General features: G+C 71.5%; 24 protein-coding genes, 2 pseudogenes and 1 riboswitch. Of the genes and pseudogenes, 14 read left to right on the forward strand and 12 right to left on the reverse strand.

Going from position 1 to position 24,890, the window contains the following annotated elements; translation table 11 throughout:
* Window positions 1-116: 116 nt before the first annotated feature.
* Window positions 117-614, forward strand: a pseudogene (locus ACGFZW_RS34410) (FadR/GntR family transcriptional regulator).
* Window positions 615-666: 52 nt separating this feature from the next.
* On the opposite strand, the gene ACGFZW_RS34415 reads toward ACGFZW_RS34410, so the two are convergent.
* Entirely contained in the window at window positions 667-3,129 is a 2,463-nt protein-coding gene (locus tag ACGFZW_RS34415; protein ID WP_393897243.1) for a SpoIIE family protein phosphatase, read from the reverse strand.
* 636 nt (window positions 3,130-3,765) lie between these two features.
* Between ACGFZW_RS34415 and ACGFZW_RS34420 the strand changes: the two genes are divergently transcribed.
* Window positions 3,766-4,500: a lysophospholipid acyltransferase family protein gene (locus tag ACGFZW_RS34420; protein WP_393897244.1), complete on the forward strand. Its 735-nt coding sequence runs from the start codon at window positions 3,766-3,768 to the stop codon at window positions 4,498-4,500.
* A 91-nt stretch (window positions 4,501-4,591) separates the two neighbouring features.
* Window positions 4,592-5,422, forward strand: a complete 831-nt coding sequence (locus tag ACGFZW_RS34425; protein WP_393897304.1) for a TIGR02452 family protein — start codon at window positions 4,592-4,594, stop codon at window positions 5,420-5,422.
* 128 nt (window positions 5,423-5,550) lie between these two features.
* Here ACGFZW_RS34425 and ACGFZW_RS34430 read toward each other — a convergent pair whose 3' ends face one another.
* On the reverse strand, window positions 5,551-7,185 hold the full coding sequence (locus ACGFZW_RS34430) for an alpha/beta hydrolase (RefSeq protein WP_393897245.1): 1,635 nt from the start codon (window positions 7,183-7,185) through the stop codon (window positions 5,551-5,553).
* Between the two features lie 456 nt (window positions 7,186-7,641).
* Here ACGFZW_RS34430 and ACGFZW_RS34435 point away from each other — a divergent pair, with 456 nt between their 5' ends.
* The 4 genes from ACGFZW_RS34435 (at window position 7,642) to ACGFZW_RS34450 (ending at window position 9,887) form a co-directional block, all read left to right on the forward strand.
* A complete protein-coding gene (locus ACGFZW_RS34435; RefSeq protein ID WP_393897246.1) occupies window positions 7,642-8,025 on the forward strand; it encodes a hypothetical protein in 384 nt (127 codons plus the stop codon).
* 107 nt (window positions 8,026-8,132) lie between these two features.
* Complete coding sequence (locus tag ACGFZW_RS34440) at window positions 8,133-8,993, forward strand: hypothetical protein (protein WP_393897247.1); 861 nt, start codon at window positions 8,133-8,135, stop codon at window positions 8,991-8,993.
* A 61-nt stretch (window positions 8,994-9,054) separates the two neighbouring features.
* Window positions 9,055-9,435, forward strand: coding sequence for a roadblock/LC7 domain-containing protein (locus ACGFZW_RS34445; RefSeq protein ID WP_393897248.1), 381 nt, complete (start codon window positions 9,055-9,057; stop codon window positions 9,433-9,435).
* 77 nt (window positions 9,436-9,512) lie between these two features.
* The gene (locus ACGFZW_RS34450) at window positions 9,513-9,887 is read left to right on the forward strand and encodes a hypothetical protein (RefSeq protein WP_393897249.1); all 375 of its coding nucleotides are present in this window, start codon (window positions 9,513-9,515) and stop codon (window positions 9,885-9,887) included.
* Window positions 9,888-9,915: 28 nt separating this feature from the next.
* Here ACGFZW_RS34450 and ACGFZW_RS34455 read toward each other — a convergent pair whose 3' ends face one another.
* From ACGFZW_RS34455 to ACGFZW_RS34480, 6 genes and pseudogenes are all read right to left on the reverse strand, one after another.
* On the reverse strand, window positions 9,916-10,746 hold the full coding sequence (locus ACGFZW_RS34455) for an urease accessory protein UreD (RefSeq protein WP_393897250.1): 831 nt from the start codon (window positions 10,744-10,746) through the stop codon (window positions 9,916-9,918).
* The gene (ureG, locus tag ACGFZW_RS34460) at window positions 10,743-11,438 is read right to left on the reverse strand and encodes an urease accessory protein UreG (protein WP_393897251.1); all 696 of its coding nucleotides are present in this window, start codon (window positions 11,436-11,438) and stop codon (window positions 10,743-10,745) included. Before ureG ends, ACGFZW_RS34455 begins: the two co-directional genes overlap by 4 nt.
* A gap of 59 nt (window positions 11,439-11,497) precedes the next feature.
* Entirely contained in the window at window positions 11,498-12,172 is a 675-nt protein-coding gene (locus ACGFZW_RS34465; protein WP_393897252.1) for an urease accessory protein UreF, read from the reverse strand.
* A 34-nt stretch (window positions 12,173-12,206) separates the two neighbouring features.
* Complete coding sequence (locus ACGFZW_RS34470) at window positions 12,207-13,928, reverse strand: urease subunit alpha (protein WP_393897253.1); 1,722 nt, start codon at window positions 13,926-13,928, stop codon at window positions 12,207-12,209.
* 91 nt (window positions 13,929-14,019) lie between these two features.
* A pseudogene (locus ACGFZW_RS34475) lies at window positions 14,020-14,322 on the reverse strand (urease subunit beta); the annotation flags it as partial.
* Window positions 14,323-14,339: 17 nt separating this feature from the next.
* Window positions 14,340-14,642 (reverse strand): urease subunit gamma, encoded by a 303-nt coding sequence (locus tag ACGFZW_RS34480; RefSeq protein ID WP_393897305.1) that lies wholly within the window; start codon window positions 14,640-14,642, stop codon window positions 14,340-14,342.
* 505 nt (window positions 14,643-15,147) lie between these two features.
* On the opposite strand from ACGFZW_RS34480, the gene ACGFZW_RS34485 reads away from it, so the two are divergent.
* Entirely contained in the window at window positions 15,148-16,098 is a 951-nt protein-coding gene (locus ACGFZW_RS34485; RefSeq protein WP_393897254.1) for a M28 family metallopeptidase, read from the forward strand.
* 21 nt (window positions 16,099-16,119) lie between these two features.
* Here the strand turns inward: ACGFZW_RS34485 and ACGFZW_RS34490 are convergent, their stop codons facing one another.
* Window positions 16,120-16,434: a type II toxin-antitoxin system Phd/YefM family antitoxin gene (locus ACGFZW_RS34490; RefSeq protein ID WP_393897255.1), complete on the reverse strand. Its 315-nt coding sequence runs from the start codon at window positions 16,432-16,434 to the stop codon at window positions 16,120-16,122.
* A 57-nt stretch (window positions 16,435-16,491) separates the two neighbouring features.
* Between ACGFZW_RS34490 and ACGFZW_RS34495 the strand changes: the two genes are divergently transcribed.
* The 3 genes from ACGFZW_RS34495 to ACGFZW_RS34505 all read left to right on the forward strand — a co-directional run bounded on the left by ACGFZW_RS34495 (window position 16,492) and on the right by ACGFZW_RS34505 (window position 18,487).
* Window positions 16,492-17,127 carry an ATP-dependent Clp protease proteolytic subunit gene (locus ACGFZW_RS34495; protein ID WP_393897256.1) on the forward strand — a complete coding sequence of 212 codons (636 nt, stop codon included), beginning with the start codon at window positions 16,492-16,494 and terminating at the stop codon, window positions 17,125-17,127.
* 6 nt (window positions 17,128-17,133) lie between these two features.
* On the forward strand, window positions 17,134-17,442 hold the full coding sequence (locus tag ACGFZW_RS34500) for a hypothetical protein (RefSeq protein WP_393897257.1): 309 nt from the start codon (window positions 17,134-17,136) through the stop codon (window positions 17,440-17,442).
* A 402-nt stretch (window positions 17,443-17,844) separates the two neighbouring features.
* Window positions 17,845-18,010, forward strand: a riboswitch (cyclic di-AMP (ydaO/yuaA leader).
* A 3-nt stretch (window positions 18,011-18,013) separates the two neighbouring features.
* Window positions 18,014-18,487: a C40 family peptidase gene (locus tag ACGFZW_RS34505; protein WP_393897258.1), complete on the forward strand. Its 474-nt coding sequence runs from the start codon at window positions 18,014-18,016 to the stop codon at window positions 18,485-18,487.
* 66 nt (window positions 18,488-18,553) lie between these two features.
* Here the strand turns inward: ACGFZW_RS34505 and ACGFZW_RS34510 are convergent, their stop codons facing one another.
* Complete coding sequence (locus ACGFZW_RS34510; protein WP_393897259.1) at window positions 18,554-19,228, reverse strand: LysE family translocator; 675 nt, start codon at window positions 19,226-19,228, stop codon at window positions 18,554-18,556.
* A 72-nt stretch (window positions 19,229-19,300) separates the two neighbouring features.
* On the opposite strand from ACGFZW_RS34510, the gene ACGFZW_RS34515 reads away from it, so the two are divergent.
* Window positions 19,301-20,239 (forward strand): LysR family transcriptional regulator, encoded by a 939-nt coding sequence (locus tag ACGFZW_RS34515; protein WP_393897260.1) that lies wholly within the window; start codon window positions 19,301-19,303, stop codon window positions 20,237-20,239.
* Window positions 20,240-20,260: 21 nt separating this feature from the next.
* Here the strand turns inward: ACGFZW_RS34515 and ACGFZW_RS34520 are convergent, their stop codons facing one another.
* Together ACGFZW_RS34520 and ACGFZW_RS34525 are read right to left on the reverse strand one after the other, a co-directional pair.
* Window positions 20,261-20,689 (reverse strand): ATP-binding protein, encoded by a 429-nt coding sequence (locus tag ACGFZW_RS34520; protein ID WP_393897261.1) that lies wholly within the window; start codon window positions 20,687-20,689, stop codon window positions 20,261-20,263.
* Window positions 20,690-21,060: 371 nt separating this feature from the next.
* Window positions 21,061-22,290, reverse strand: coding sequence for an 8-amino-7-oxononanoate synthase (locus ACGFZW_RS34525; protein WP_393897262.1), 1,230 nt, complete (start codon window positions 22,288-22,290; stop codon window positions 21,061-21,063).
* Between the two features lie 145 nt (window positions 22,291-22,435).
* Here ACGFZW_RS34525 and bioB point away from each other — a divergent pair, with 145 nt between their 5' ends.
* Window positions 22,436-23,593, forward strand: a complete 1,158-nt coding sequence (gene bioB, locus ACGFZW_RS34530) for a biotin synthase BioB (protein ID WP_393897263.1) — start codon at window positions 22,436-22,438, stop codon at window positions 23,591-23,593.
* On the forward strand, window positions 23,586-24,890 hold the full coding sequence (locus ACGFZW_RS34535; protein WP_393897264.1) for an adenosylmethionine--8-amino-7-oxononanoate transaminase: 1,305 nt from the start codon (window positions 23,586-23,588) through the stop codon (window positions 24,888-24,890). The genes bioB and ACGFZW_RS34535 overlap by 8 nt, the downstream gene beginning before the upstream one ends.

Genomic DNA, 24,890 nt, shown 5'->3' on the forward strand with positions numbered 1-24,890 from the left:
CGCCGCGGCAGCCGAGGAGGAGAAGCGCACGCAGCATCATGATCGGTAGACCAGACACAACTCAGGTCCTCAGACAAGTTGCTGAGGCGAGGCGACGAGAACGGAGGTGAGCGACCGTGCCACTCGGCACTGTCCGCCCAAGCCCCTTGGTGGAGCGGGTCATTGAGCGCTTGCAGGGCGAGATCGACTGCGGCGACTGGCCCGTGGGCACCAAGCTGGCTGCCCAGTGAGACCGTCCTTTCCAAGGAGCTGGGTGTCGGCCGCTCGACGGCCCGCGAGGCGCTACGCGCGCTCGCCGGCATGGGACTGGTCCGGGCCCGACAGGGCGCCGGCGTCTTCGTCATCGCCACGCGACCGGTGGAGGAATGGCCCGACCGACTGCGCCGCGCTGGAGCGGGCGCTGCATGCCGACGCTCCGGAGCGGGCTGGTCGAGCTGCTCGGCCTGACCGCCTTGCGGGAGGAGGAGCCCAACCACGGCGACGCCTCGCACGCCGCACTCGTGGACGCCGTCCGGCGCGGCGACGCGCAGGCGGCTGCGGGCACGCTGCAGCAGGAACTGGCAGCCACACTGGCCCTGTTCCGCACACCGGGCGCTGCCGCGGACTCGCGGTGATCCTCGAACCCGGCATCCGCGCGGAACGGCCGTCCACGCCCGCCGTGTCCCCTCACATCTCGGCCACGGGGAGCGTCTGCTCGGCCCAGATCGTCTTGCCCGTCGGGGTCTGCCGGGTGCCCCAGCGCCGGGCGAGCTGGGCCACCAGCAGCAGCCCGCGTCCGCCCTCGTCGTAGACCCGGGCTCGCCGCAGGTGCGGGGCGGTGCTGCTGGCGTCGGAGACCTCGATGATCAGCGTGCTGCCGTGGATCAGCCGCAGCTGAACGGGGTGCTGGCCGTAGCGGATGGCGTTGGTGACCAGTTCGCTGACCACCAGGCCGGTGACGAAGGCGGCGTCGTCCAGCCCCCAGGCCGTCAGCTGGTCGGTGGCGAGCCGCCGCGCACGGGCCACGACGGACGGCTCGGAGGGGACGTCCCAGGTGGCGACCTGATCGTCGCGCAGGGCGCGGGTGCGGGCGAGGAGCAGGGCGATGTCGTCCTCGGGACGTTCGGGCAGCAGCTCATCGAGCACGCTGTCGCAGAGAGCGTCCAACGTCGGGGCGGGCCGGGCCAGCGCGGTGTGCAGGGCGTCGAGCCGGCCCTGCTTCTCGTCACCCGCGTCGGCCCCGTCGGCGGAGTCCTCGGCGTCATCGGCATGGTCGTGCACGCCGAGCAGACCGTCCGTGTAAAGGGCCAGCAGGCTTCCCTCGGGCAGTTCGACCTCCACGGCCTCGAAGGGCAGACCACCCAGACCCAGGGCCGGTCCCGCGGGAACGTCGAGGATGTTGACGGTGCCGTCCGGGGCGACCACGGAGGGCTGTGGGCGCCCGGCCCGTGCGAGGGAGCAGCGGCGGGTGATCGGGTCGTAGACCGCGTACAGGCAGCCGGCCCCGATGACCCCGGCAGCGGCCGGATCCGCGCCGTCCTCCTCGGCGGACAGCCGCGTGACCAAGTCGTCGAGGTGGGTGATCAGCTCTTCGGGCGGCAGGTCGACATCGGCCAGGGTGTGCACCGCGGTACGCAGTCTGCCCATGCTGGCCGACGCCTGGATGCCGTGGCCGACCACATCGCCGACGACCAGGGCGACCCGTTCGCCGGACAGCGGGATCACGTCGAACCAGTCACCGCCCACCCCCGCCCCGTGGACAGCGGGCAGATAGCGGGAGGCGACCTCCAGGGCGGCCTGCCGGGCGAGTTTCTGCGGCAGGAGGCTGCGCTGCAGGGTCACCGCGGTGGTGCGCTCGCGCGTGTACCTGCGGGCGTTGTCGATGCAGACCGCCGCTCGGGCGGTGATTTCCTCGGCCAGCAGCATGTCCTCCTCCACGAAGGGCTGCGGGCTCTTGTGGCGTGCGAACAGGGCCATCCCGAACGTGATGCCGCGTGCCTGCATCGGCACGATGATCGCCGAATGCAGGCCGTGGTCGCGCACCATCGAGGCACGGGCCGGGTCCTGGGCCGCCCAGCGGGCCATCGAGTGGTCGGTGATCTGGTAGACGGCGGCCCGGCCCGCGCTCACGCACTCGGCCGGGGGTGAGAACTCCGGGTAGGTGGCCATATCGCCCACCCCGACCAGGGCCTCGACGTTCCCGATGACGGACTGCATGCCGGTGCGCCGCATGGTGATCGGACCGGTCAGCCGGCCCGAGGGCGGTTCGTCGCCGCGGTGGAGGAAGGTCAGCAGGTCGACGGTGACGAAGTCGGCGAGCTGGGGTACGGCCACGTCGGCCAGCTCCTGAGCGGTGCGCGCGAGATCGAGGGTGGTACCGATACGGCTGCCCGCCTCGTTGATCAGCAGCAGCCGCTGCCGGGTGACGTGCTCCTCGGTCGTGTCACGCGCCGCGAAACAGACGCCGCGTATCCGGCCGCCCGGATCCTTCAGCGGAGCGAGCGAGACCGCCCGGACATGCTCGCGGTCCTCGCCCGGGGTGCGAAGACGGTTCTCCAGAAACTGCCGCTCGCCGCTCTCCAGCACGCGGCGCATGGCTTGCTCGATCTTCTCGGCGTCGGGGTGCGCCATGATCTCGGTCAGCCGCCGACCGCGCATCCGCGCGTCGGTCATGGCGACCACGCTTTCCATGTCGGCGTTCGCCCGCACCGCCCGCAGCTCCGTGTCGTAGATCGCCAGAGCCCTGGGGGACTGGGCGAACGCCCACTGCGCGAGTGTGTCCACGAACGCCGAGCGCGGTTCCTCCGCTCCGGCGCACACCAGCAGCCACTCGACACCGCCGCCGTCGGCCACCCCGCGGTGCGCGAGCACCTCCGCTGCCACCCGGCCGCCGTCCCGGTGCCGCAGCGCCATCCGCCTGCTCCCACCGGACCGGCGGTCGGCGGTACACCCGTCGGCGTCCTCCTCATCGGCGAGCAGGTCCGTCGCAGGGCGCCCCACCACCTCGTCGGACCGGTGGCCCAGGAGCCGCTGGGCGCCCTCGCTCCACCCCGTGACGATGCCGCGCTCGTCGACAGTGGCCGTGGCGGTGTACGCCCCACCCAGGGGGCCCTGCGGCCGGTCTCCGTGTGCCGCGCGGCGTCGCGTCACCCCGGCTCATCTCCTCTCGATGAGACCGCCGCGCGGGTCGGGCCGACGGGAGGCGGAAGTCCGTCCGTCCCAGCCGTCCCGGCGCGGCGAGCACGGGCGCCCGCCGCAGCGGCACGCGGGCCGGTCTCCTGCGCCACAGCACAAGCGTATGACCTCCCTGTCGGATCAGACAGTCGGTGCGGGTCCCGGGAGCGCCCACCGCCCGGGCCACCAGGACCGCGTCCCCGACCCCGCCCACGGACCGACAGGCCCGGGCGCCCCCTGGCTCTCAGTCCCTCGGTCCTTCGGCCCTCGGAGAGATCGTGGTGCGTGGCGTTCGGGTGAAGGATCCCCCCAGAGGGCTGGGGGGGCGCCCCTATTCGTTCCGGGGACGGTGGACCGCGTCGGGTGATGGGATGGGCCAGGGGTGTCGGAATGAGACGTGGCAGCGGCGGGGACTCGATGACGGCCGTCATCCCGGAGCGAGGGACCGGGCCGTAGCTGACGGGCCGTCATCATGACGGGCCCGCGCGGACATCAGTCCCGTCGAGGGTGGTTACCCCTGTCCGCACCGCCACGTACACTTCCCCCTCGCGCACCCAGCTGACCTGGATAAACGCCGCCGTTGAGCCGATCCGGGCGAGTAAGGAGAGCTCCGTGTTCTACCAGGTACTCAAGTACGTACTCCTAGGGCCCTTGTTGCGGCTGTTCTTCCGGCCGCGGATCGAGGGGCTCGAGCATGTGCCGGATGAGGGCGCGGCGATCATCGCGGGTAATCATCTGTCGTTCGCCGATCACTTCGTGATGCCGGCGATCGTGCCGCGGCGGATCACCTTCCTGGCGAAGGCCGAGTACTTCACCGGCCCCGGACTGAAAGGGCGGCTGACCGCGGCCTTCTTCCGGGGCGTCGGGCAGATCCCGGTGGACCGGTCCGGCGGCCGGGCATCGGAGGCCGCCCTCACGTCGGGTCTCGCCGTCCTGCGCAAGGGCCGGCTGCTGGGCATCTACCCGGAAGGCACCCGCTCGCACGACGGCCGGCTCTACAAGGGACGCACCGGAGTCGCCGCGATGGCCCTCAAGGCAGGGGTGCCGGTGGTGCCGTGCGCGATGATCGGCACGTTCGAGGCGCAGCCGACGGGGCGGCGGCTGCCGCGCGCGATGCGGATCACCATCCGCTTCGGCGCACCGCTGGACTTCTCCCGGTTCGCAGGTTTGGCGGACGAGCGCACCGCGCTGCGCACGGTCACCGACGAGATCATGTACGCGATCCTCGCCCTCTCCGGCCAGGAGTACGTCGACACGTACGCCGGCGAGGCGAAGGCCGAGGCGCAGGCCAAGGCGAGGGCCGAGGCGAAGGCGCGCGGCCACGGACGGCGCGGGCACAAGAGCTGACCGACGGCGGGGGCCGCGATATCCCCTCGCGGGGCACACCGCAGGCCCGTACCTTGATCGCCATGAAAGATCGCATACGGGGGTGCCCACGATGAGCGCCCGGCTGCGCGGGATGGCGCAGGAGACTGAGCGGATCGTGGCGGCAGGGGCGTATCGCGCCCCGAGCGGGCGGCTCGTGGAGATCGCGGCGTCGGTGGAACGGGCGCGTGCGGGCACCCGGCTCCACGGGCCGGGCCCCGTCGATGTCGCCACCGCAGAGGCCGCCCCGGCGGGGCGGACCGTGTTCGAGGTGACGGGGGAAGGCAGTCTCACCGCCGGCGGCCGGCTGGCCGCGGACGGCGACGGCCCGCCCGCGGTGCTGAACTTCGCCTCGGCGCGCAATCCGGGCGGTGGCTATCTCAACGGTGCGCAGGCCCAGGAGGAGGCGCTGTGCCGTGGTTCCGCGCTGTATTCGTGTGTGCGCGAGGCACCGGAGTTCTACGCCGCGCATCGCGCCGCCCCGAGCCCGTTCTACAGCGACCGGGTGATCCTCTCCCCCGGTGTGCCCGTCTTCCGCGACGACCGGGGGAATTTGCGCGAAGTGCCGTACGAGGCGGGCTTCTTGACGGCCGCCGCACCGAATGCCGGAGTCATCGCCCGGCAGCGGCCGGACGAGAGGGACCTGGTGGCCGCCGCGCTGACGGCACGCGCGGAACGTGTGCTGGAGGTGGCCGCCGTGGGCGGACACCGTCATCTGGTGCTCGGCGCCTGGGGTTGCGGCGTCTTCCGCAATGAACCGGCCGAGGTGGCGCGGGCGTTCGCGACGCATCTGCTGGACGGCGGCCGGTTCGCCGGCCGGTTCGACCGCGTGGTGTTCGCTGTGCTGGACCGCCGGGAGGACTCCCCCACCCGGGCCGCGTTCACCAGGATGTTCGCGGCCTGAACCGGCGGGAACGCCCGTACGGGCGGCCGGGAGGGATCCCGGCCGCCCGTACGCGTTGCGGACAGCTCCGGCGTCGAGGCAGCGGGCTCAGGGCGCAGGCGCCCCGGCCCGGTGTGCCATCGGTCCGCTCAGGGAGTCAGCAGGTCGGAGACGAGGTTGGTGGCGGTCTTGACCGGCGAGGTGGTCGGCTTGGGCGTGGCGTGCGGGGCGCACGTCACATCCGCGGCGTCGACCTTGCCCGTCAGGAAGTAGGAATCGACCCGGTCGTTGATGCAGGGGTTGACCTGACCGGTGACACCGTGCGATCCGGCGTCCCGCTCGGTGATCAGGCGGGAGCCCTTGAGCCGCTTGTGCAGCTCGACGGCGCCGCCGTAGGGCGTGGCGGCGTCACGGGTGCTCTGCACGATCAGGACGTTGGGCAGGCCCTTGCCGGACGTGACGTCGACGGGGCGCTGCTGCTTGGCGGGCCAGGTGGCGCAGGGCAGGTTCATCCAGGCGTTCGACCAGGTCATGAACGGTGCCTTGGCGTGCACGCGGGTGTTGTCGCGGTCCCACTTCTGCCAGCTGGTGGGCCACTTGGCGTCGGTGCACTCGACGGCGGTGTAAACGGCGTTGCCGTTCTCGGAGGCGATGTTGCCGGCCTTGTCCGCGAGGTCCGGACCGGCGTTCTCGATCAGCGGCTTCTCGTTGCCGTCGAGGTAGGCGCTCCACGCCTCGGCGACCGGGGCCCACATGGAGTCGTAGTACGGCGCGTTCTGGAAGAAGCCGGTCAGTTCCGCGGGTCCGACGACGCCGCCTACCGGGCTCTTCTTGGCGGTCGCGCGGAGCTTGTCCCACGCCGCCTGGACCTTCTTCGGCGTGTTGCCGATGTGGTAGGTCTTGTCGTTCTTGGCGACCCACTCCTTCCAGTCGCCCCAGCGGGTCTCGAAGGCGACGTCCTGGTCGAGGTTGGCCTCGTACCAGATCTTCGAGCGCGAGGGGTTGACGACGCTGTCGACGAGCATCCGGCGCACGTGGTCGGGGAAGAGCGTCGCGTAGACGGCGCCGAGGTAGGTGCCGTAGGAGACGCCGAGGAAGTTGAGCTTCTTCTCACCGAGCGCCGCGCGGATCACGTCCAGGTCGCGGGCGGTGTTGGGCGTCGTCATGTACGGCAGGAGGTCGCCGCTGCGCTCGGCGCAGCCGTCGGCGTACTCCTTGGCGAGCTTGCGCTGGGCGCTCTTGTCCGCCTCACTGTCCGGCACCGGGTCGGCCTTGGGGGCCTTGACGAACTCCTGCGGGTCCTCGCAGGAGATCGGGGCGGAATGGCCGACGCCCCGGGGGTCGAAGCCCACGAAGTCGTACGCCTTCGCGGTCTTGGCCCACAGGGCGCTCTTGGTGGTGATCCGGGTCGGGAACTTCATGCCCGAACCGCCGGGGCCGCCGGGGTTGTAGAGGAGGGAGCCCTGTCGCTCCTTGTCGCTGCCGGTGCTCACGGCCCGGTCGACGGCGATGTCGATCGTGCGTCCGTTGGGCTTGGCGTAATCCACGGGCACGGTGACGTACCCGCACTGGATGGGGGCTTTCAGGCCCCAATCGGCGGGACAGTCCTTCCAGTCGATGCCCTTCTTGGCCGCCTGTGCGGCGGCGGTCTGCACGCCGCGCGCTTCGGCCGAACCGCCGGGGTGGTGCCCGCCCGCGGTGGCGGGCGTGGCGACTATCGCTCCGGCGATGAGCGTGCCGGTCACCAGGGTGCCGGCGGCGCCGAGCGCTGCTGTTCTTCTCACGTGGTGGTTCCCCCTGCATGGTGCGCCGTTGCGGCGGAGGTGATCACTGAGCTACAGAAGGATCCTGTCTCTTCCTGTCCCTTCCTGAATAGGTTTGATCGCGGTTTCTTTACCAACCCGTAGGATTTTCTCGGTTGTCGAAGGGCTGTGCGAGGTCAGACCCCCGAACGGCAGGAGGATTCCTCCCGTTACCGTGCCGCCGGGCCGTTACGCCCGAGACGCCGCAGACGCCCATACCGGGTGACAACGGGCCGCCGAGGGGCGATAACTCGTCAATTGCCGTACACATGCTCCTCAGGCATGTGCCAGCCGCATGGATTTCAGTAACCTTCCGTGCAGGCTCTCCCACACACCGCACAGGGGAGGGCTTCGGCGTCTTCCCTCGGCGCAGGCGGTCCCGTGCGACCCGCCCTGCCCGAGCTGCCCCGTCCGCGCGTATGCCCGAAGGAGTCCCAAGTGCCGGGTATCGATCAGGTGTTGGCCACTGCGATGGAGGTGCCAGGAGTGCAGGGCGCCGGACTGATCGACTGGACCAGCGGCCTGACGCTCGGCACGGCCGGACGGGGGCCGCACGCCGATCACGACGCAGCCGCGGCGGACACCGCCGAGGTGGTCCAGGCCGTGGCGCGCAACGCCACGTTCGACACCGCGGGCACGGACGGGTCGCCCTTGGAGGACCTCATCATCACCACGGCGGACAGCTACCACCTCATCCGCTTCGTCCACCCGGCCTTCGACAGCCAGACCTATCTCTACCTCTGGCTGGACCGCGCACAGGCCAATCTCGCCGTCGCCCGGTTACGACTGCGCGATCTGGCGGCCGGGCTGGTGGCCGACTGACGCCCCGTGCCCGGAGCGCGCACCGCCCGCACAGCGCCCCCGTACGGGCAGCCGTCGCCGCGCGGCCCGTACGGCGTCACACAGCACCAACGGTGAGGGAACCAGCCATGGGCCTGCCCATACCCCGCCCGCCCGCGTCGGCCGGCCCGCTCGATCAGCTGGCAGCCGAAGGCGCGACCGGCGCCCTGCGCGGCCCGAGCGGTTGCTTCTACCTCGTCGACGGCGCCGTCGCCTGCGTCGAGAGCGCCACCGCCCCCGGACTCGGGGCCCGGCTCGCCGCCGCCGGCAAGGTGCCGCCGGAACGCTGGCAGGACGCCCGCGACGCCGCGGGCGCACAGCACACCGGTGGCCGCCACCTCGTCGACGCCGGGCTGCTGACCCAGGGCGAACTGGAGATCTGCCATCTCGGCGCCCTCCTGGACGCCGCCTTCTTCGCCCTGCCCCTGCTGATGGCGGACGACGTGTCCTTCACTCCCGGCGCCGGACACTGGCTGGGCGTCGTCCGCCGCGTCGGCGCCGCCGCCCTCCAGCAGGCGACGGCACGCCGCCACGCGCTGCTCGGACGGCTGGCCCCGTGGGCGGCGGTCGACACCTCCCCCGTCGTGCCGCTGGACGCTCCGGCCCGGCCCGTCACCATGCGTCCCACCGGCCGACAACGCCGGCTGCTCGCCCACGCCGACGGCCGGCGCACCCCGCACGAACTCGCTCTGGCACTGGGCCGATCGGCGTTCGTTACGCTGCTCGACGTCCGCCGGCTCGCCGCCGCCGGCCTGGTCCTCGTACCCGACGCGCCGCAGGCACTGCCCCGCAGGCGCCCCGGCGCCTGCCTGGACGACAACCCGGCGCCCGTCGCCGGAGCGGCCCGTACCCCGACCTGGCAACCACCGGTTCCGCGCCTTCCCGAGACCGCCGACCCGGATATTGCCCTCCTTGTCCGACTGCGCACGGCGTTGGAGGAAAACCTGTGACCCCCTGCGGCCCCCGGCCATGAAGCACGCACTCAGAAGACGTGCGGTGAAAAGGAGACTGATGACGATCGAGCCCCTCATACGGGACGAACTGCACGGGTTACGGGATCAGATACGCCATTTCCAAGGCGGAATGGTGGCCAGCGCGGACGGCATGGTCATCGCCCACGACCTTCGCGACATCGAGCCGGACGGCCTCGCCGCGCTCACCGCCGCCGCCATCGGGGTCGCCAAGCGCCTCACCGAGGCGACCGGGCAGGGGCCGTTCGAGGAGTCCCTCACCCGCGGCACCAGCGGTTACATCGCGGCCTACTCGGCGGGGAGCAGCGCGGTCCTCACCGCTGTGGCCGGCCCGGACACCAACGTAGGCCGACTGCACCTCCAGGCCCGCAGGGCCGCCGCACGCATCGGCGCCCTCGTGGACACCGCGCCACGGCGGTGACACCCGTCTCCTTGCGACACCCGCGTTCCCGCGCATCCGCCGGGACATCCGCAACCCACCGAAAGGTCCGAACAGTCATGGCTCAGATGGAATCCGCACTCGCCGACGCGATGTCGAACATCGAGGGCGCCATCGGCGTCGCCCTGGTCGACTACACGAGCGGAATGGCGCTCGCCACGCTCGGAGACAATGCGACCTTCGACCTCAACGTCGCCGCCGCCGGGAACACCGATGTGGTCCGCGCCAAGCTCCGCACCATGGAAATGCTCGAACTCCAGGGCGCCATCGAGGACATGCTCATCACGCTGACCTCGCAGTACCACCTCATCCGCCCGGTCACCGGCAAGGGCGGCAACGGTCTCTTCCTCTACCTGGTCCTGGACCGCAAGCGCGCCAACCTGGCTCTGGCCCGGCACCGGCTCGCCCGGCTGGAGAACGACCTGGAGGTGTGACCGGGGTGAGGGCGCCTGGCCGGCGCCCTCACCCCGCCGTGACGCTCCCGGCGGCCTCGTCCAGCAGGCGCCGCAGCAGCAGCGCGTCGGGGGCGACGGCGGTGGCGAGCGCCGCCGGACCGGCGAGCGGGACCAGCACGCCCTGTCCGGCGCCCTGCCCGCCGCCCGCCGCATCCCCCAGCAGCCGCACCTCGATGGGCTTGTCGTCGAACTCCGGTGCCACGACCAGCAGTTGACCGACGGCGCGATTGCCGTCCAGCACCGCCGACGTGTCCCAGCCCGGGGCTCCGGGCCCGTACGCGGTCTCCTGGTCCAGCAGCGTGCGCCCGGCACGGCGGATCGTCAGCCTGCTGCACAGTGCACCCGGTCGCTCGCCGCTGCGCCCGAGGACCTGTTCCTCTCGGAGGACGAGTCGTGCGGTGGGGGCGAGTTCGACGGTCGTGGTCATCCGCAGTTCGCTGCCCTCGGCGGAGATCAGCGGCTCGGGAAGCCAGTCCAGCCGCGCCCCCTCCCCCACCGTCAGCCGAACGTCGTAGGTGGCGTGCCCCGCGGTGCGGCCGGGCAGCGCGACGGTGGCCGCGGCGGTCGTCAGCTGCAGGGCGGTGCCCGCCTCGGCCACCACCTCGATGCCCAGCCGGTCTCCGCCGAGCGGTGCGCTCATCGCGCCCACCACGCACACCCTGGCCTGATCGCCGTGCGCACGGATGCGGCGCAGCGCGAACGGGCCCGCGCCGTCCAGGACGGGCAGGCGGGTGGTGCCCCGCGCGTCGGGGCGGGCGGTGATACGGGCAGTGGCACGCAGACCCGTCACCGCGGTGGCGGCCTGCGTATCGGTGTGGCCGGGGGTCACGAGGCTCATACCGGTCCCGCGGTCCAGTCCGCCAGGCGCTCGCGGACCCAGTCCGCCACCGGCTTGACGCCGTTCGGCGTCTTCAGGGCGGTGAACGCGACCGGCAGTTCGCCGCGCTGCGCCTTCGCGTCCCGCGCCATCCCTTCCAGGTCGACACCGACGTAGGGCGCGAGGTCGGTCTTGTTGATGACGAGCAGGTCGGCGGTGGTGACGCCGGGGCCGCCCTTGCGGGGGATGTCGTCGCCGCCCGCGACGTCGATGACGAAGATCTGCGCGTCGACCAGGCCCTTGGAGAAGGTCGCGGTGAGGTTGTCGCCGCCGGATTCGACCAGGACCAGATCCAGCGGGCCCACCTCCTCCTCCAGGTCCTCGACGGCTTCGAGGTTGGCGGAGATGTCGTCGCGGATGGCGGTGTGCGGGCAGGCGCCGGTCTCCACGGCGGTGATCCGCTCGGCGGGCAGGACCGCCTCGCGGAGCAGGAATTCGGCGTCCTCACGGGTGTAGATGTCGTTGGTGACGACGGCGATGGAAAGCTCGTCACGCAGCTCCCGGCAGAGCGCCGCCACGGTCGCCGTCTTGCCGGTGCCGACCGGTCCCCCCAGTCCCAGCCGCAGTGCGCGGCGCGTGCCGTCGGGGCGGCGGGTGCTCGCGGCGCTGTAGGTGTGGCGCTGGGGGAAGGTGTCCTGGTGGTCGAGATGCATGGTCACTCCGGAGGGTTCGTGCGGCCACGGGCCGGGCGGCCCGGGGCGCGGGCGTGGGGTCAGGAGGCGAAGAGGCGTACCGGCCAGGCCGCGTGCTGTTCGGCGGTGATGTCGAGCAGCGGAGCGGAGGCGGCGGGCAGCGCATCGACTCCCTCATGGGCGACGCGCTGTGCCGCTTCTGCGCCCCGTGCCGCGACCAGGTCGAGGTCGGCGGCGAGACGGGCCAGGACGGCGGTGGCGTCGAACGGGTCGAGGCTCAGCAGGCGGACGGCCGCGGTGGCCGGTCCGCTGACGTTCTCGTAGGCCACGGCGTACGCCGCGTCGAGCGGTTCCAGGCCGGCGGACCGGGCGGCGAGGCCGAGTACCACCGGCTGGTGCGCGCCGCGCGGCCGGGCCGCGGCGAGGGCATCGAGGTCTGCGCTCGGCCAGGTGGCGCGGGCGGCCCGCATCATCTGCCGGCCGAGGCGCCGGGCGACCTGCCGTAGCGCAGGCACCGGCGTACGGGCATCGGCCGCGTCGTCCAGGGCGAGCGGATCGGCGCCGTCGGCGGCCGCGGCGGCGAGACCGGCGGCGACCAGACCCGCGGTGTGCAGCCGCCCTCGGCAGAACGCCTCCAGGCCGGCGGCGTCCTTGATCCGGCCCGCGGTGACGGCCGGTTCGGCGCCGCCCGAGTGGGCGTGCCCACCGGCGGGGAACCGGCCGTCGGCGAGGACGAGCAGCGCCGCGCGGCTCATCGGCGGCCCTCCGGGTGGGGCATGGTCGACCGCATCAGAAGAGGAAGTACCGCTGGGCCATGGGCAGTTCGACGGCCGGCGTCGGGTCGACGGGCTCGCCGTCGATGGTCACCGTGAAGGTGTCCGGGTCGACCTGGACCCGTGGCAGGGCGTCGTTGTTGCGCATGTCCGCCTTGGTGACGCCTCGGGTGCTGCGAATGGCCTCGAAGGACTTCGCCAGCGGCAGCCGCTCGGGCAGCGCGTCGTCGAGTGCCTGCTGGGAGACGAAGTTGACCGAGTTGCTGCCCGGGGCCCGGCCGGTGGCGCCGAACATCGGACGGGGCAGGATCGGCTGCGGGGTGGGGATGGAGGCGTTGGCGTCGCCCATCTGCGCGTAAGCGATCTGGCCGCCCTTGATGACGAGTTGCGGTTTGACGCCGAAGAACGCCGGGTCCCACAGGACCAGGTCGGCGAGCTTGCCGTCCTCGATCGAGCCGACGACATGGTCGATGCCCTGCGCGACGGCGGCGTTGACGGTGTACTTCGCGACGTATCTGCGGGCCCGGTGGTTGTCGGCGCCGCCGTCGCCCGGCAGGCTCCCCCTACGCCGCTTCATGACGTGCGCGCTCTGCCACGTGCGCAGCACGACCTCGCCGATGCGGCCCATCGCCTGGGCGTCCGAAGCCATGATCGAGATGGCGCCGAGGTCGTGCAGGATGTCCTCGGCCGCGATGGTGGAGGGCCGGATCCGGGACTCGGCGAAGGCGAGGTCCTCGGGGACGGCGGGGTTGAGGTGGTGACAGACCATCAGCATGTCGAGGTGCTCCTCGACGGTGTTGACGGTGTGCGGTCGCGTCGGGTTGGTGGACGCGGCGAGCACATTGGGCTCGGAGACCATCGCGATCATGTCGGGGGCGTGGCCGCCGCCCGCGCCCTCGACGTGGAACGCGTGCACCGAACGGCCGGCGATGGCGGCGAGGGTGTCGCCGAGGAAGCCCGCCTCGTTCAGCGTGTCGGTGTGGATCGCGAGCTGGGCGCCGCTCTCCTCGCAGACGCCCAGGCAGGCGTCGAGGACGGCAGGGGTCGCGCCCCAGTCCTCGTGGATCTTGAAGCCGAGGACACCGGCGCGCAGCTGGTCGCGCATCGAGGCGACGGACGTGGTGTTGCCCTTGCCGAGCAGTCCGACGTTGACGGGCAGGGAGTCCATCGACTCGAAGAGCCGGGCGATGTGCCAGGCCCCGGGGGTGATCGTGGTGGCCTTGCTGCCCTCGGCGGGCCCGGTGCCGCCGCCGACGAGGGTGGTGACGCCCGAGGCCAGGGCCTCGTCGACCTGCTGGGGGCAGATGAAGTGGACGTGGGTGTCGATGGCTCCGGCTGTGAGGATCTTGCCGTTGCCCGCGATGATCTCGGTTTCCGGGCCGATGACGAGGTCGGGGTGGACCCCGTCCATCGTGTCGGGGTTGCCCGCCTTGCCCAGGGCGGTGATCCGGCCGTCGCGGATACCGACATCGGCCTTGACGATGCCCCAGTGGTCCAGCACGACCGCGCCGGTGATCACCGTGTCGGGGGCGCCTTCGGCGCGGGTGACGCGGGACTGCCCCATCGATTCGCGGATCACCTTGCCGCCGCCGAAGACCGCCTCGTCGCCGGCGCGCCCGGGCCCGCCCGAGCGGTCCTCGGTGATCTCGATGACCAGGTCGGTGTCGGCGAGGCGGATGCGGTCGCCGACGGTCGGGCCGAAGAGGTCGGCGTACGCCTGGCGGGTCAGCTCAGACACCTTTGGCTCCGTTCGCTTCTCCGCCCACTCGGCGACGGTGTAGACCTTCTGAGGACTGCGGCTCGGCGGCCTCCTGTACGGCGCTCACACCGAGGGTGCCTCCGGTCTCGCCGCGCAGGCCCACGACGATCCGCTTGCCCCCGATGGGGACGAGTTCGACTTCGGTGGGGATGCCGGGCTCGAAGCGCACGGCGGAGCCGGCCGCGACGTTCAGCCGCTTGCCGTGCGCGGCCGCGCGGTCGAAGTCGAGGCCGGGATTGGCCTCGGCGAAGTGGTAGTGGGAGCCGACCTGGACGGGGCGGTCGGCGGCGTTGAGGACGGTCAGGCGAGTGCGGGGAAGGCCCTCGTTGAGGCGGACCGGCTCGTCGGCGGGAAAGATCTGTCCCGGGATCATCGTCTGTTCTCCCGCGGTCAGTTGATGGGCTCGTGGACGGTGACGAGCTTGGTCCCGTCCGGGAAGGTGGCCTCGACCTGCACGTCATGGATCATCTCGGGCACCCCTTCCATGACGTCGTCACGGCCGAGCACCTTGCGTCCCGAGGACATCAGCTGGGCGACCGTACGACCGTCCCGCGCGCCTTCGAGGATGTGTGAGGTCAGCAGCGCGATGGCTTCGGGATGGTTCAGCTTCAACCCCCGAGACCGTCGCTTTTCAGCCACGTCCGCCGCCACATGGATCATCAGGCGTTCCTGCTCATGCGGGGTCAGTTGCATACGGTTCACCTCACAATTCTTCCCGCCCGGACGCGTTTGCCCAGGTCACGGGCGTGGGCACACCCGTATCGATAGATGTATCACGCAGTGGTTAAAGGAGGAGCAAACCGGTTGTCAGCGCCTGGCCATCAATCGCCTCCGCAACCGGAGGCTAGTTCGGCGGGATTTCAACGGCGTTACATCCAGGGTCCTCTGTGCACCTCTTCTTACGCCCGCCGTAACACGGCGTCCATCACAGCTCGTCCGCGCCGGGCCCGATCCCCGTTCCAGCGGCCCGGAGCCGGCGCGGTGGCGTATTCCGCCCCACGACGGGCCGTCACCTCCCGGGCGCGAGCGGGAGTGCGGGCTACCCGGGGGGACCTGTCCCCGCAATCCGGACATGCCCCGCTCTGCGAACGTCACTGTCCGGTATCCGCTCTTGACGAGGCCGGACACGATCGCAATTCTCATGTGCGCGTCAAATCACGCTCCGCACCACCCCCCACACCAGTATCGGAGCCCCACCGTGATTCGCTCACTTCGCCCTGCCCGCCGCGTGGTCATCGCCGCCGGCGCCTGCACGGCCGTGGCCGCCCTGCTGGGCACCGCCGCCGTGGCCCAGGCCGACAACAACCAGCCGCTCGCCGCACCGGACATCCCGATAGCCGGCGTCAAGGGACACCTTGACAAGCTGCAGTCCATAGCCGACGCCAACGGCGGCAACCGCGCCCACGGCCAGCCCGGCTACAAGGCATCCATCGACTACATCAAGGGCAAGCTGGACGCGGCCGGCTTCACCACCAAGGTCCAGGAGTTCGACTACAGCGGCAGCAAGGGCTACAACCTCATCGCCGACTGGCCGGGCGGCGCCGAGGACAAGACCGTCATGGCCGGCGCCCACCTGGACTCCGTCGAGGACGGGCCCGGCATCAACGACAACGGGTCCGGATCCGCCGGCATTCTGGAGACCGCGCTCGCCGTCTCCCGCGAGGGCCTCAAGCCCACCAAGCACCTGCGGTTCGGCTGGTGGGGCGCCGAGGAGTACGGCATGGTCGGCTCCAAGAACTACGTCGACAGCCTCGGCGCCGACACCTCGAAGATCGACTCCTATCTGAACTTCGACATGATCGGCTCGCCCAACCCCGGCTACTTCGTCTATGACGACGAACCCCGCCTGGAGAAGGTCTTCAAGGACTGGTACGCGACCAAGAACATCACCACCGAGATCGAGACCGAGGGCGACGGACGCTCCGACCACGCTTCCTTCAAGGACGCCGGCGTCCCCGTCGGCGGGCTCTTCTCGGGCGCCGACTACATCAAGACCGAGGAGCAGGCGAAGGCTTGGGGCGGCACGGCGGGCAAGGCCTTCGACGCCTGCTACCACGCCTCCTGCGACACGACGAAGAACATCGACGACACCGCGCTGGACACCAACAGCGACGCCATCGCCAACGCCCTCTGGGAGCTCAGCTCCTGACCCGCACTCCGCACTGAACGGTCAGCTCTCGCGACCCGGCCGCCGATCCCCGGCGGCCGGGTCGCGGTGTTCTGCCGCGATACCGAACCTCCGCCGTTCGCCCGGAGCGGACGGCAGCTGCCGCACGGTGGAGACCGTGCTGATCACCTGCTCCTCCTCAGCGCCCTCCTCGCGCTTCCCCAATTCCTCGAGCAGCTGCAGGTCAGCCGCCGATACCAGCGCCACCAGAGGCTTGCCGTGGCGTGTGACGACCACGCGCTCACTGCCGTAGACGACGCGGTTGATCAGATCCGCGAGCTCTGCCCGGGCTTGCGTCACCGGAATTTCGTAGGCCATGCTCCCATTCTAACGGGATGTACGTCCTGTACATTTTTAACGGAAGAAGGAGCAGACATGCTGCGACCGACGGCCCGCTATGTCCTTCCGGAGTTCACCGAACGCACCTCCGCGGGAACCCGCACCCTCGACCCGTACTCCAAGCTGCTCAGCGAACGCATCGTCTTCCTGGGCACCCCGGTCGACGACGCCTCCGCCAACGACGTGATGGCGCAGTTGATGCACCTCGAACACGCAGCGCCGGAGCAGGACATCTCGCTCTACATCAACTCCCCCGGCGGCTCCTTCACCGCCATGACCGCCATCTACGACACGATGCGGTTCGTCTCCTGCGACATCGAGACCGTGTGCCTGGGGCAGGCCGCCTCCGCCGCCGCGGTCCTGCTGGCCGCCGGCGCCCCGGGCAAGCGCCTCGCCCTGCCCGGCGCCCGGGTGCTGATCCATCAGCCGGCGTTCAGCGAGCCGGTCCAGGGGCAGGCGGCCGACCTCCGGATCCAGGCGGATGAGCTGCTGCGCACCCGCGACCTGCTGGAGGAGATGCTGGCGCGGCACACCGGGCAGCCTCGGGCGCGGATCGCCGCGGACATCGAACGCGACAAGATCTTCGACGCGCCCGCCGCCGTGGAGTACGGCCTGATCGACGCCCTCACCCGCAACCGCAAGCAGTCGTCCGCTTCTCTCGGCGCACGGTGAGCGACCGTGCTCCCACCCGAACTCCCTCCGCTGCCCGCGCTGACGCGGGCCGAGGGTGAGCTGATCGACCGGTACCTGGAGGTCGTGGACCTGCTGGGCCGCATCAACCCGGCACGCGGCGAGTCCACATACGGCGGACTGCGCGCCGCCCAGGCGCTGGTCGGCAAGAGCGCCGAACTGCGGGAAGCACTCACCCTGATGCACCAGCGCGGGGAGAGCGAACTGCATCAGGAAACGCTCACCCGGGCGCTGCGCGTCCTGGACGGCGAGCGGCGCGCACGACTCGTCACCTTGCCGCCGCCACCGCCTTCTTGACGCGAACAGACCTCTCCTGACGTTCGCAGACCCCTCTTCCGGCGACCGCCGAATCCTCTTGCGGCGCGCCAGGGATGCCGCTCGGCGCGACACGTACCGGTCTCGGCTCGCACGTACGGCTCAGCGCCGACACCTCTTGCGGGGAGACGACGAATTGCGCCGAGCACCGCCCTCTTCCCGCGGTGCTCGGCGTTTTCCCCCTGGTCCTGACGTCGTCGACTCTTACGACACTCCCGACAAATAACCCCAAATCACCATTTAGCCGGTATGTGGCGAATGTCACATACGGCATTTTCAACTCGGAATTCTGCGGGTGGATGCGTGACGATCCCTTCGACGACAAGACCCCGCCACAGCGACGGGGCGGTTCGGGCGGGCGCCTAATCCTGCCGCCGTCCGGATGTCCGGTCGACGCTGCTTGGATCGGCAGGAGCGGAGGACCCGAGCACGACGGGGCCCCGGCCTTCACGGCCGCGGATCCCTTGGGGTGAAGCCGTACGCACGGCCGGGCATCTTCGCCTGCCCGAACCCGACAGGTCTTCCTTCGCAGGCGGCTGACGAAGGGTTGCGCATGAACGTGCGCAGGAATGTCACGAACCTGCCGGTACGTGCCGGCATCATCTGCGCCCTGGCTCTGATCACCGTCGGAGGAACGACGCTGGTACCAGGGGCGACCGAGGACGCCGCGGCCGCACAACGCTCCACGAAAGCGTTGCGCATCGCCGCCTCGAAGCAGGGGTCCCCCTACCAGTACGGCGCCCAGGGGCCCTATCGCTTCGACTGCTCGGGCCTGACGCGCTATTCGTTCAAGCGTGCGGGGAAGGTCCTGCCCCGCACCGCCGCGGAGCAGTATCGCCACACCGAGCGCGTCCCCGCGGGCGTCCGCAGAACCGGTGACCTGGTCTTCTTCCACTCCTCACGGGGCATCTACCACGTCGGTATCTACGCGGGCCGCGGCAGGATCTGGCACGCGCCCAAGGCAGGGGCGGTGGTGCGGCTGGAGAAGATCTGGAGCCGCGCCGTCCGGTATGGGCGGGTGGGCTGACCTCGGCCGATACACGACACACGGTCAACTGTCGGTGGCCGTCGGGCAGGTGACCGGGCGACGCCGTCAGGCGGCGAGCGCCACCTCGACGAGCAGAGTGCCGCCCAGAGCGGTCAGCAGCGCTCCCGTGGCGGCCTCCAGGGCGCGCGTGACCCGCGGACGGCGCAGCCAGTGGCCGAGGCGGTCGACGAGCAGTGCCACGGCCGGGAACCACACCAGCGCGAGGCCGACGACCATGGTCGCGAGCAGCAGGGTGCGGGGCAGTGCCGGTTCGCCCGCGGGAACGAACTGCGGAAGCAGGCTGAGGAACAGCACGGGCGCCTTGGGATTGAGTGCGTTCGTCAGGAAGCCCTGGCGCAGGCTGCGCACGGCGCCGGGGCGTGCAGGCGTGCCCTGGGCTGCGCCCTCAGGCTGAGCGGGGTCCGCCGACGCGCTCGCCTCGCCTGCCGTGGCGGGGTGGCGGAAGACCGCCACCAGCGCACGGGCGCCCAGGTAGAGCAGATAGCCGCCGCCGAGCAGCTGGACGGACTCGAAGAGCGCGGGCACGGCGACGAGCACCGCCGCGAGTCCGGCCACCGCGAGCGTGGTGTGCACCAGCAGCCCGCCCGCGACTCCGACCGCGGTCGCCACCCCCGCCCGGCGCGACGCGAGTGAGTTTCGCACCACGACCGCGAAGTCCGCGCCCGGCATCGCGACCATGCCCGCGGCGACGCCGGTGAAAGTGATCAGCTGTCCGTCCATGGTGCCAGCTTCGCCCGTCCGGGCCTTTAATAGGTATTGGCAATCTTCTGTGCCTGCCTTAAGAGGTTCTTCATGTACGACCCGACGCGACTGGCGGCACTGGTGGCGGTGGCGGAAGCCGGTTCGATCACCCGGGCGGCCGCCCGCCTCGGCTATACCGCGCCCGCCCTCTCCCAGCAGCTCGCCAAGCTGGAGCGGGAGGCGGGCGCGGCGCTGCTGGTACGCCATCACCGCGGGGCGCGGCTGACCGCGGCCGGCGAACTGCTGCTCGTACGGGCCCGTCGGGTGCTGGACGAACTGGATCTGGCGCGGCACGAGCTGGCCCGGCTGACGGGACTGTCCGGCGGCCGGCTGCGGGTCGGCACCTTCATGACGGCCGGCACACATCTGCTGCCGCCCGCGCTGAGCTCCTTCCGGCGCGCCCACCCCGACGTGGAGCTGAGCGTCACGGAGTATCTGCCGCCCCAGGGGATGGCGGCGGTGGCGCTCGGCGAGGTCGATCTGGCGCTGACGCACACGTATGTGCCGGGCGATCCGATGCCGGCGCCGGACGGTGTGGCCCTGGAGCCGCTGCTGACCGAGGAGCTGGTGCTCGTCACGGCGCCCGGCCATGCGCTGTCGTCCGCCGCCGGGCGGCTGCCACTGGCCGAGCTGGCCGGGCAGCCGCTGGTCAGCATGGCGCCGGCCAACCCCAACCGGCGCGAGGTGGAGGCGGCTCTGGTGGCGGCGGGGGCGAGCGTCGCGGTGCGCTGCGAGTCGCCGAGCTATGCGGTGGTGTGCGCGCTGGTGAGCGCGGGCCTCGGTGTCGCGGTGGTGCCGGAGATGATGGCGGCCGGTTCGGTGACTCCGCTGGGGGTCCGCCGACTGGAGCCGGCGGACCTGCGGCGCACGATCTCGGTGGCCTGTCGGACCGGCGGCGGCGACCCGGCCGCTGACACCTTGCGGGCGTTGCTGCGCGGCGCCTTCACCCGGCATTCGGGGGCTCCCGCGCAGGCCGCACCGCCGTCCTAGCCGTCCTGAGGGGGCAGGCCCTCAGGCGACGGCGACCGTCCACGGCATGCTGATCCACACGGTCTTGCCGCCGGAGTCGGTGGGCACGACCGTGAGCCGACCACCCGCTTCCGCGGCGAGGTAGCGGATGATGACCATGCCGCGGCCGTTGTCCTGCTGTACCGCGGCCGGCAGACGGCGCGGCCGGCGAGGATGGCTGTCGGTGACACCGACGCGCAGTCGTTCGTCGCGCTCCAGCCGCATCTCCACGGTGAACGTCGGCGACTGGCCGAAGGTGTGCTGAACGGCGTTGGTCGCCAGTTCGGAGACGATCAGGCGCACGGAGTCGGCGATCCCGGCGTCGGTGGGCACTCCCCATTCGGCGAGCACTCCGAGGACGAATCTGCGGGCGGCGGTGACCGAGGCCGGGTCGCTCGGCAGGGTCAGTGAGGATTCCTGGTGGTCTGCCATGCGCGACGCCGTCCTTCTTCCCACCGAGGCCCGGCTCCGGCGCACTGACCGGGAAGCCGAGATGCCCACCGGGATACCGATGGGCCTCGGGCTGCTGCTTGCGACAGCCTGCCACCCGCGATGGGGTGCAGTGGGCGATCCACCAAGATATGGATATATCTGTCGCTCGAAGCAGTGAACTCTGCTAAGTGAGAACGTATTTGAGCGACATGACGGGTCTTCAGCACACCCGCGTCCGGACCACCGGGCGGTCGCCGACCAGCGGCGGAGCCGGCAAGCCCCACCCCGCTCGGGCGCCGCACCGCCGCGCCCGGGAAGGCGGCACCCCGGAGCGGTTCACATCGCTGCGGCGCGTCGGGCCCGGTCTTCGATCAGGCGACCGGAGCGGTCGCCACGATCGTGTCGACCGCGCCGGTGATCTGTGCGTCCGTCAGGTCCGCACGGGCGGTGAGCCGGAGACGCGAGATCCCGTCGGGCACGGAGGGCGGGCGGAAGCAGCCGACCGCGAGTCCGGCCGCGCGGCAGTCGGCTGCCCACCGGACCGCCAGTTCCGGCGAAGGGGCCCGTACGGAGACCACCGCGGCGTCCGGTCGTACGGCCGCGAGCCCGGCCGCGGTGAGCCTGGCGTGCAGCTCCGCGGCGACCTGCCCGGCGCGGGCGGCGCGGTGCGGTTCGCGACGCAGCAACTGCAGGGCGGCGAGGGCGCCACCGGCTGCCGCAGGCGCAAGTCCGGTGTCGAAGATGAACGACCGGGCGGTGTTGACCAGATGATCGATGACCCGGGCAGGGCCGAGGACCGCGCCTCCCTGGGAGCCGAGCGACTTGGAGAGCGTCACCGAGGCGACCACATCGGCGTCGCCCGCGAGCCCGGCCGCGGCCGCTGCGCCCCGGCCGCCCTCGCCCAGCACTCCCAGTCCGTGGGCGTCGTCGACGAGAAGGCCGGCGCCGTACGCCCGGCATGCCTCCGCGAGCCCCGGCAGCGGGGCGGCGTCGCCGTCGACGGAGAACACCGAATCGGTGATCGCCAGCGCTCTGCCGTCGTGGCCGGACAGAGCGGCGCGCACGGCCTGCGGGTCGGCGTGCGGGACGACGGTGGTGCGGGCGCGGGAGAGTCGGCAGCCGTCGATGAGGGAGGCGTGGTTGCCGGCGTCGGAGACGAGCAGGGCGCCGGGGCCGCTGAGGGCCGTGACGGCGGCGAGGTTCGCGGCGTAACCGGAGGAAAGGACCAAGGCCGCCTCGAAGCCGCAGAAATCGGCGAGTTCCGTCTCCAGTCGGGCGTGCAGCTCGGTGCTGCCGGTGACCAGGCGGGAGCCGGTGGCGCCGGCGCCCCAGAGCCGCGCCGCGCGAGCGGCGCCGTCCGTGATCTCGGGGTGCCGGGCGAGCCCGAGGTAGTCGTTGCTCGCCAGGTCGAGCAGCGGGGACTCGGCGGGGCGGGGTCGCAGGGTGCGCACGAGTCCGGCGCGGCGGCGTTCGTCGCGCGCCGCGTCGATCCAGTCGAAGGCCCCGCCGCCCGCCGGCCACGGGTCCGGGACGGACAGCGGCTCGGCGGGTGCGGCCGGCACGGCGTTGCGCGGCAGCGGCGGCGCGGAATCCTGCGGCATCGTCGTCCTTCTCGATTGTCGGCTGTCGATAGACGTTAGCGGTCGTTCCGCCCGCACACGGTGTGGCGATACACACACCCCGATCGGCCCTCGTTGTGGGAATCCTCCTTGGCCGGGGGCGGTGGCGTACGTCAGGATCAACGCCATGGACCTGCTGAACACACTGGTGGACAAGGGACTGCGGCGCGAGTTGCCGACCCGCGAAGAGGCGCTCGCCGTGCTGGCGACCTCCGATGACGAACTGCTCGATGTGGTGGCCGCGGCCGGGAAGGTACGCCGTCAGTGGTTCGGGCGGCGGGTCAAGCTCAACTACCTCGTCAACCTCAAGTCGGGCCTGTGCCCCGAGGACTGCTCGTACTGCTCGCAGCGCCTGGGCTCCAAGGCCGAGATCCTCAAGTACACCTGGCTCAAGCCCGACGACGCCTCCAAGGCGGCCGCCGCCGGAGTGGCCGGCGGCGCCAAGCGGGTGTGCCTGGTGGCCAGTGGCCGCGGGCCCACCGACAAGGACGTCGACCGCGTCTCGGAGACCATCTCGGCCATCAAGGAGCAGAACGAGGGCGTCGAGGTGTGCGCCTGTCTCGGGCTGCTCTCCGACGGTCAGGCCGGCCGGCTGCGCGAGGCCGGCGCCGACGCGTACAACCACAACCTCAATACCTCGGAAGCCACATACGGCGATATCTGCACCACTCACGACTTCTCCGACCGGGTCTCCACCGTCCAGCAGGCCCAGGCGGCCGGCATGTCGGCGTGCTCCGGGCTGATCGCCGGGATGGGCGAGAGCGACGCCGACCTCGTCGACGTCGTCTACGCGCTGCGTGACCTCGACCCCGACTCGGTCCCCGTCAACTTCCTGATCCCGTTCGAGGGCACCCCGCTCGCCAAGGAGTGGAACCTCACCCCCCAGCGCGCGCTGCGCATCCTCGCGATGGTCCGATTCGTCTGCCCGGACGTCGAGGTACGCCTGGCCGGCGGACGCGAGGTCCACCTCCGCAGCATGCAGCCGCTCGCCCTGCACCTGGTCAACTCCATCTTCCTCGGGGACTACCTGACCAGTGAGGGCCAGGCGGGCAAGGACGACCTCGCGATGATCGCGGACGCCGGGTTCGAGGTCGAGGGAACGGACACCACCACCCTGCCGGAGCACCGTGCGTCCGCCGAGGCGGAGGCGCCGGCCGAGGCCGGCCAGGACATCGCGGCCGCCGAGCCCACCGCGACCGTGCCCGCACCCGTCGACGAGACCCGCCGGGACCTGGTCTCGGTGCGCCGCCGCGGCGCCGGCACCGACCTCCCGCCCAATGCCTGAGCCGCTCACCCCCGACGCACTGCTCGCGCTCGACCGGCAGCATGTCTGGCATCCGTACGGGCCGATGCCCGGCCGCGCCGAGCCGCTGCTCGTCGAGTCGGCGTCCGGCGTACGCCTGCGGCTGGCCCAACCGGTCGAGGGCAGCACCGAGTTGGTGGACGGCATGTCGTCCTGGTGGTCGGCGGTGCACGGCTACAACCACCCGGTGCTCAACGACGCCGCGCGCTGCCAGCTGGACCGGATGAGCCATGTGATGTTCGGCGGGCTCACCCACGAGCCCGCCGTACGGCTGGCGAAGCGCCTGGTCGACATCACCCCCGAGCCGCTGCAGCACGTCTTCCTCGCCGACTCCGGTTCGGTGTCGGTCGAGGTCGCCGTCAAGATGTGCCTGCAGTACTGGAGGTCACTGGGACAGCCGCGCAAGCAGCGGCTGCTGACCTGGCGGGGCGGCTACCACGGCGACACCTGGCAGCCGATGTCGGTCTGCGATCCCGAGGGCGGGATGCACGAGCTGTGGCAGGGAGTGCTGCCGCGCCAGATCTTCGCGGACGCGCCCCCGCCCGGCTTCGACGCCGCGCCCGACGAGGCGTACGCGGCGCAGCTGCGTGAGCTGATCGCCCGGCACGCCGACGAGCTCGCCGCGGTGATCGTCGAGCCCGTGGTGCAGGGCGCGGGCGGCATGTCCTTCCACTCCCCCGCGTATCTGCGGGTACTGCGGGAGGCGTGCGACGACCATGGCGTGCTGCTCATCTTCGATGAGATCGCGACCGGGTTCGGCCGCACCGGGGCGCTGTTCGCCGCCGAGCATGCCGGGGTCGCGCCCGACGTCATGTGCCTCGGCAAGGCTCTGACCGGCGGTTATCTCACACTGGCGGCGACGCTGTGCACCGCGGCCGTCGCGGCGGGCATCTCGCAGGGCGAGCTGCCGGTGCTGGCGCACGGGCCCACCTTCATGGGCAACCCGCTCGCCGCGGCCGTGGCCGACGCCTCGATCGATCTGCTCCTTTCCCAGGACTGGGCACAGGAGGTCAAGCGGATCGAGGGCGGTCTGCGGACCGGCCTGGCGGCCGCGCGGGACCTGCCCGGCGTACGCGACGTCCGTGTGCTCGGCGCGATCGGCGTGGTCCAGCTGGACCACGAGGTCGACATGGCGGCCGCGACCCGGGCGGCGGTCCGGGAGGGCGTCTGGCTGCGCCCGTTCCGGGATCTGCTGTACACGATGCCGCCGTACATCACCGGCGACCACGACGTGGCGCGCATCTGCGCCGCGGTGTGCGCCGCCGCCCGCGAGGGCTGA

It is taken from the genome of Streptomyces sp. NPDC048248 (genome assembly GCF_043201875.1).
Lineage (GTDB): Bacteria > Actinomycetota > Actinomycetes > Streptomycetales > Streptomycetaceae > Streptomyces.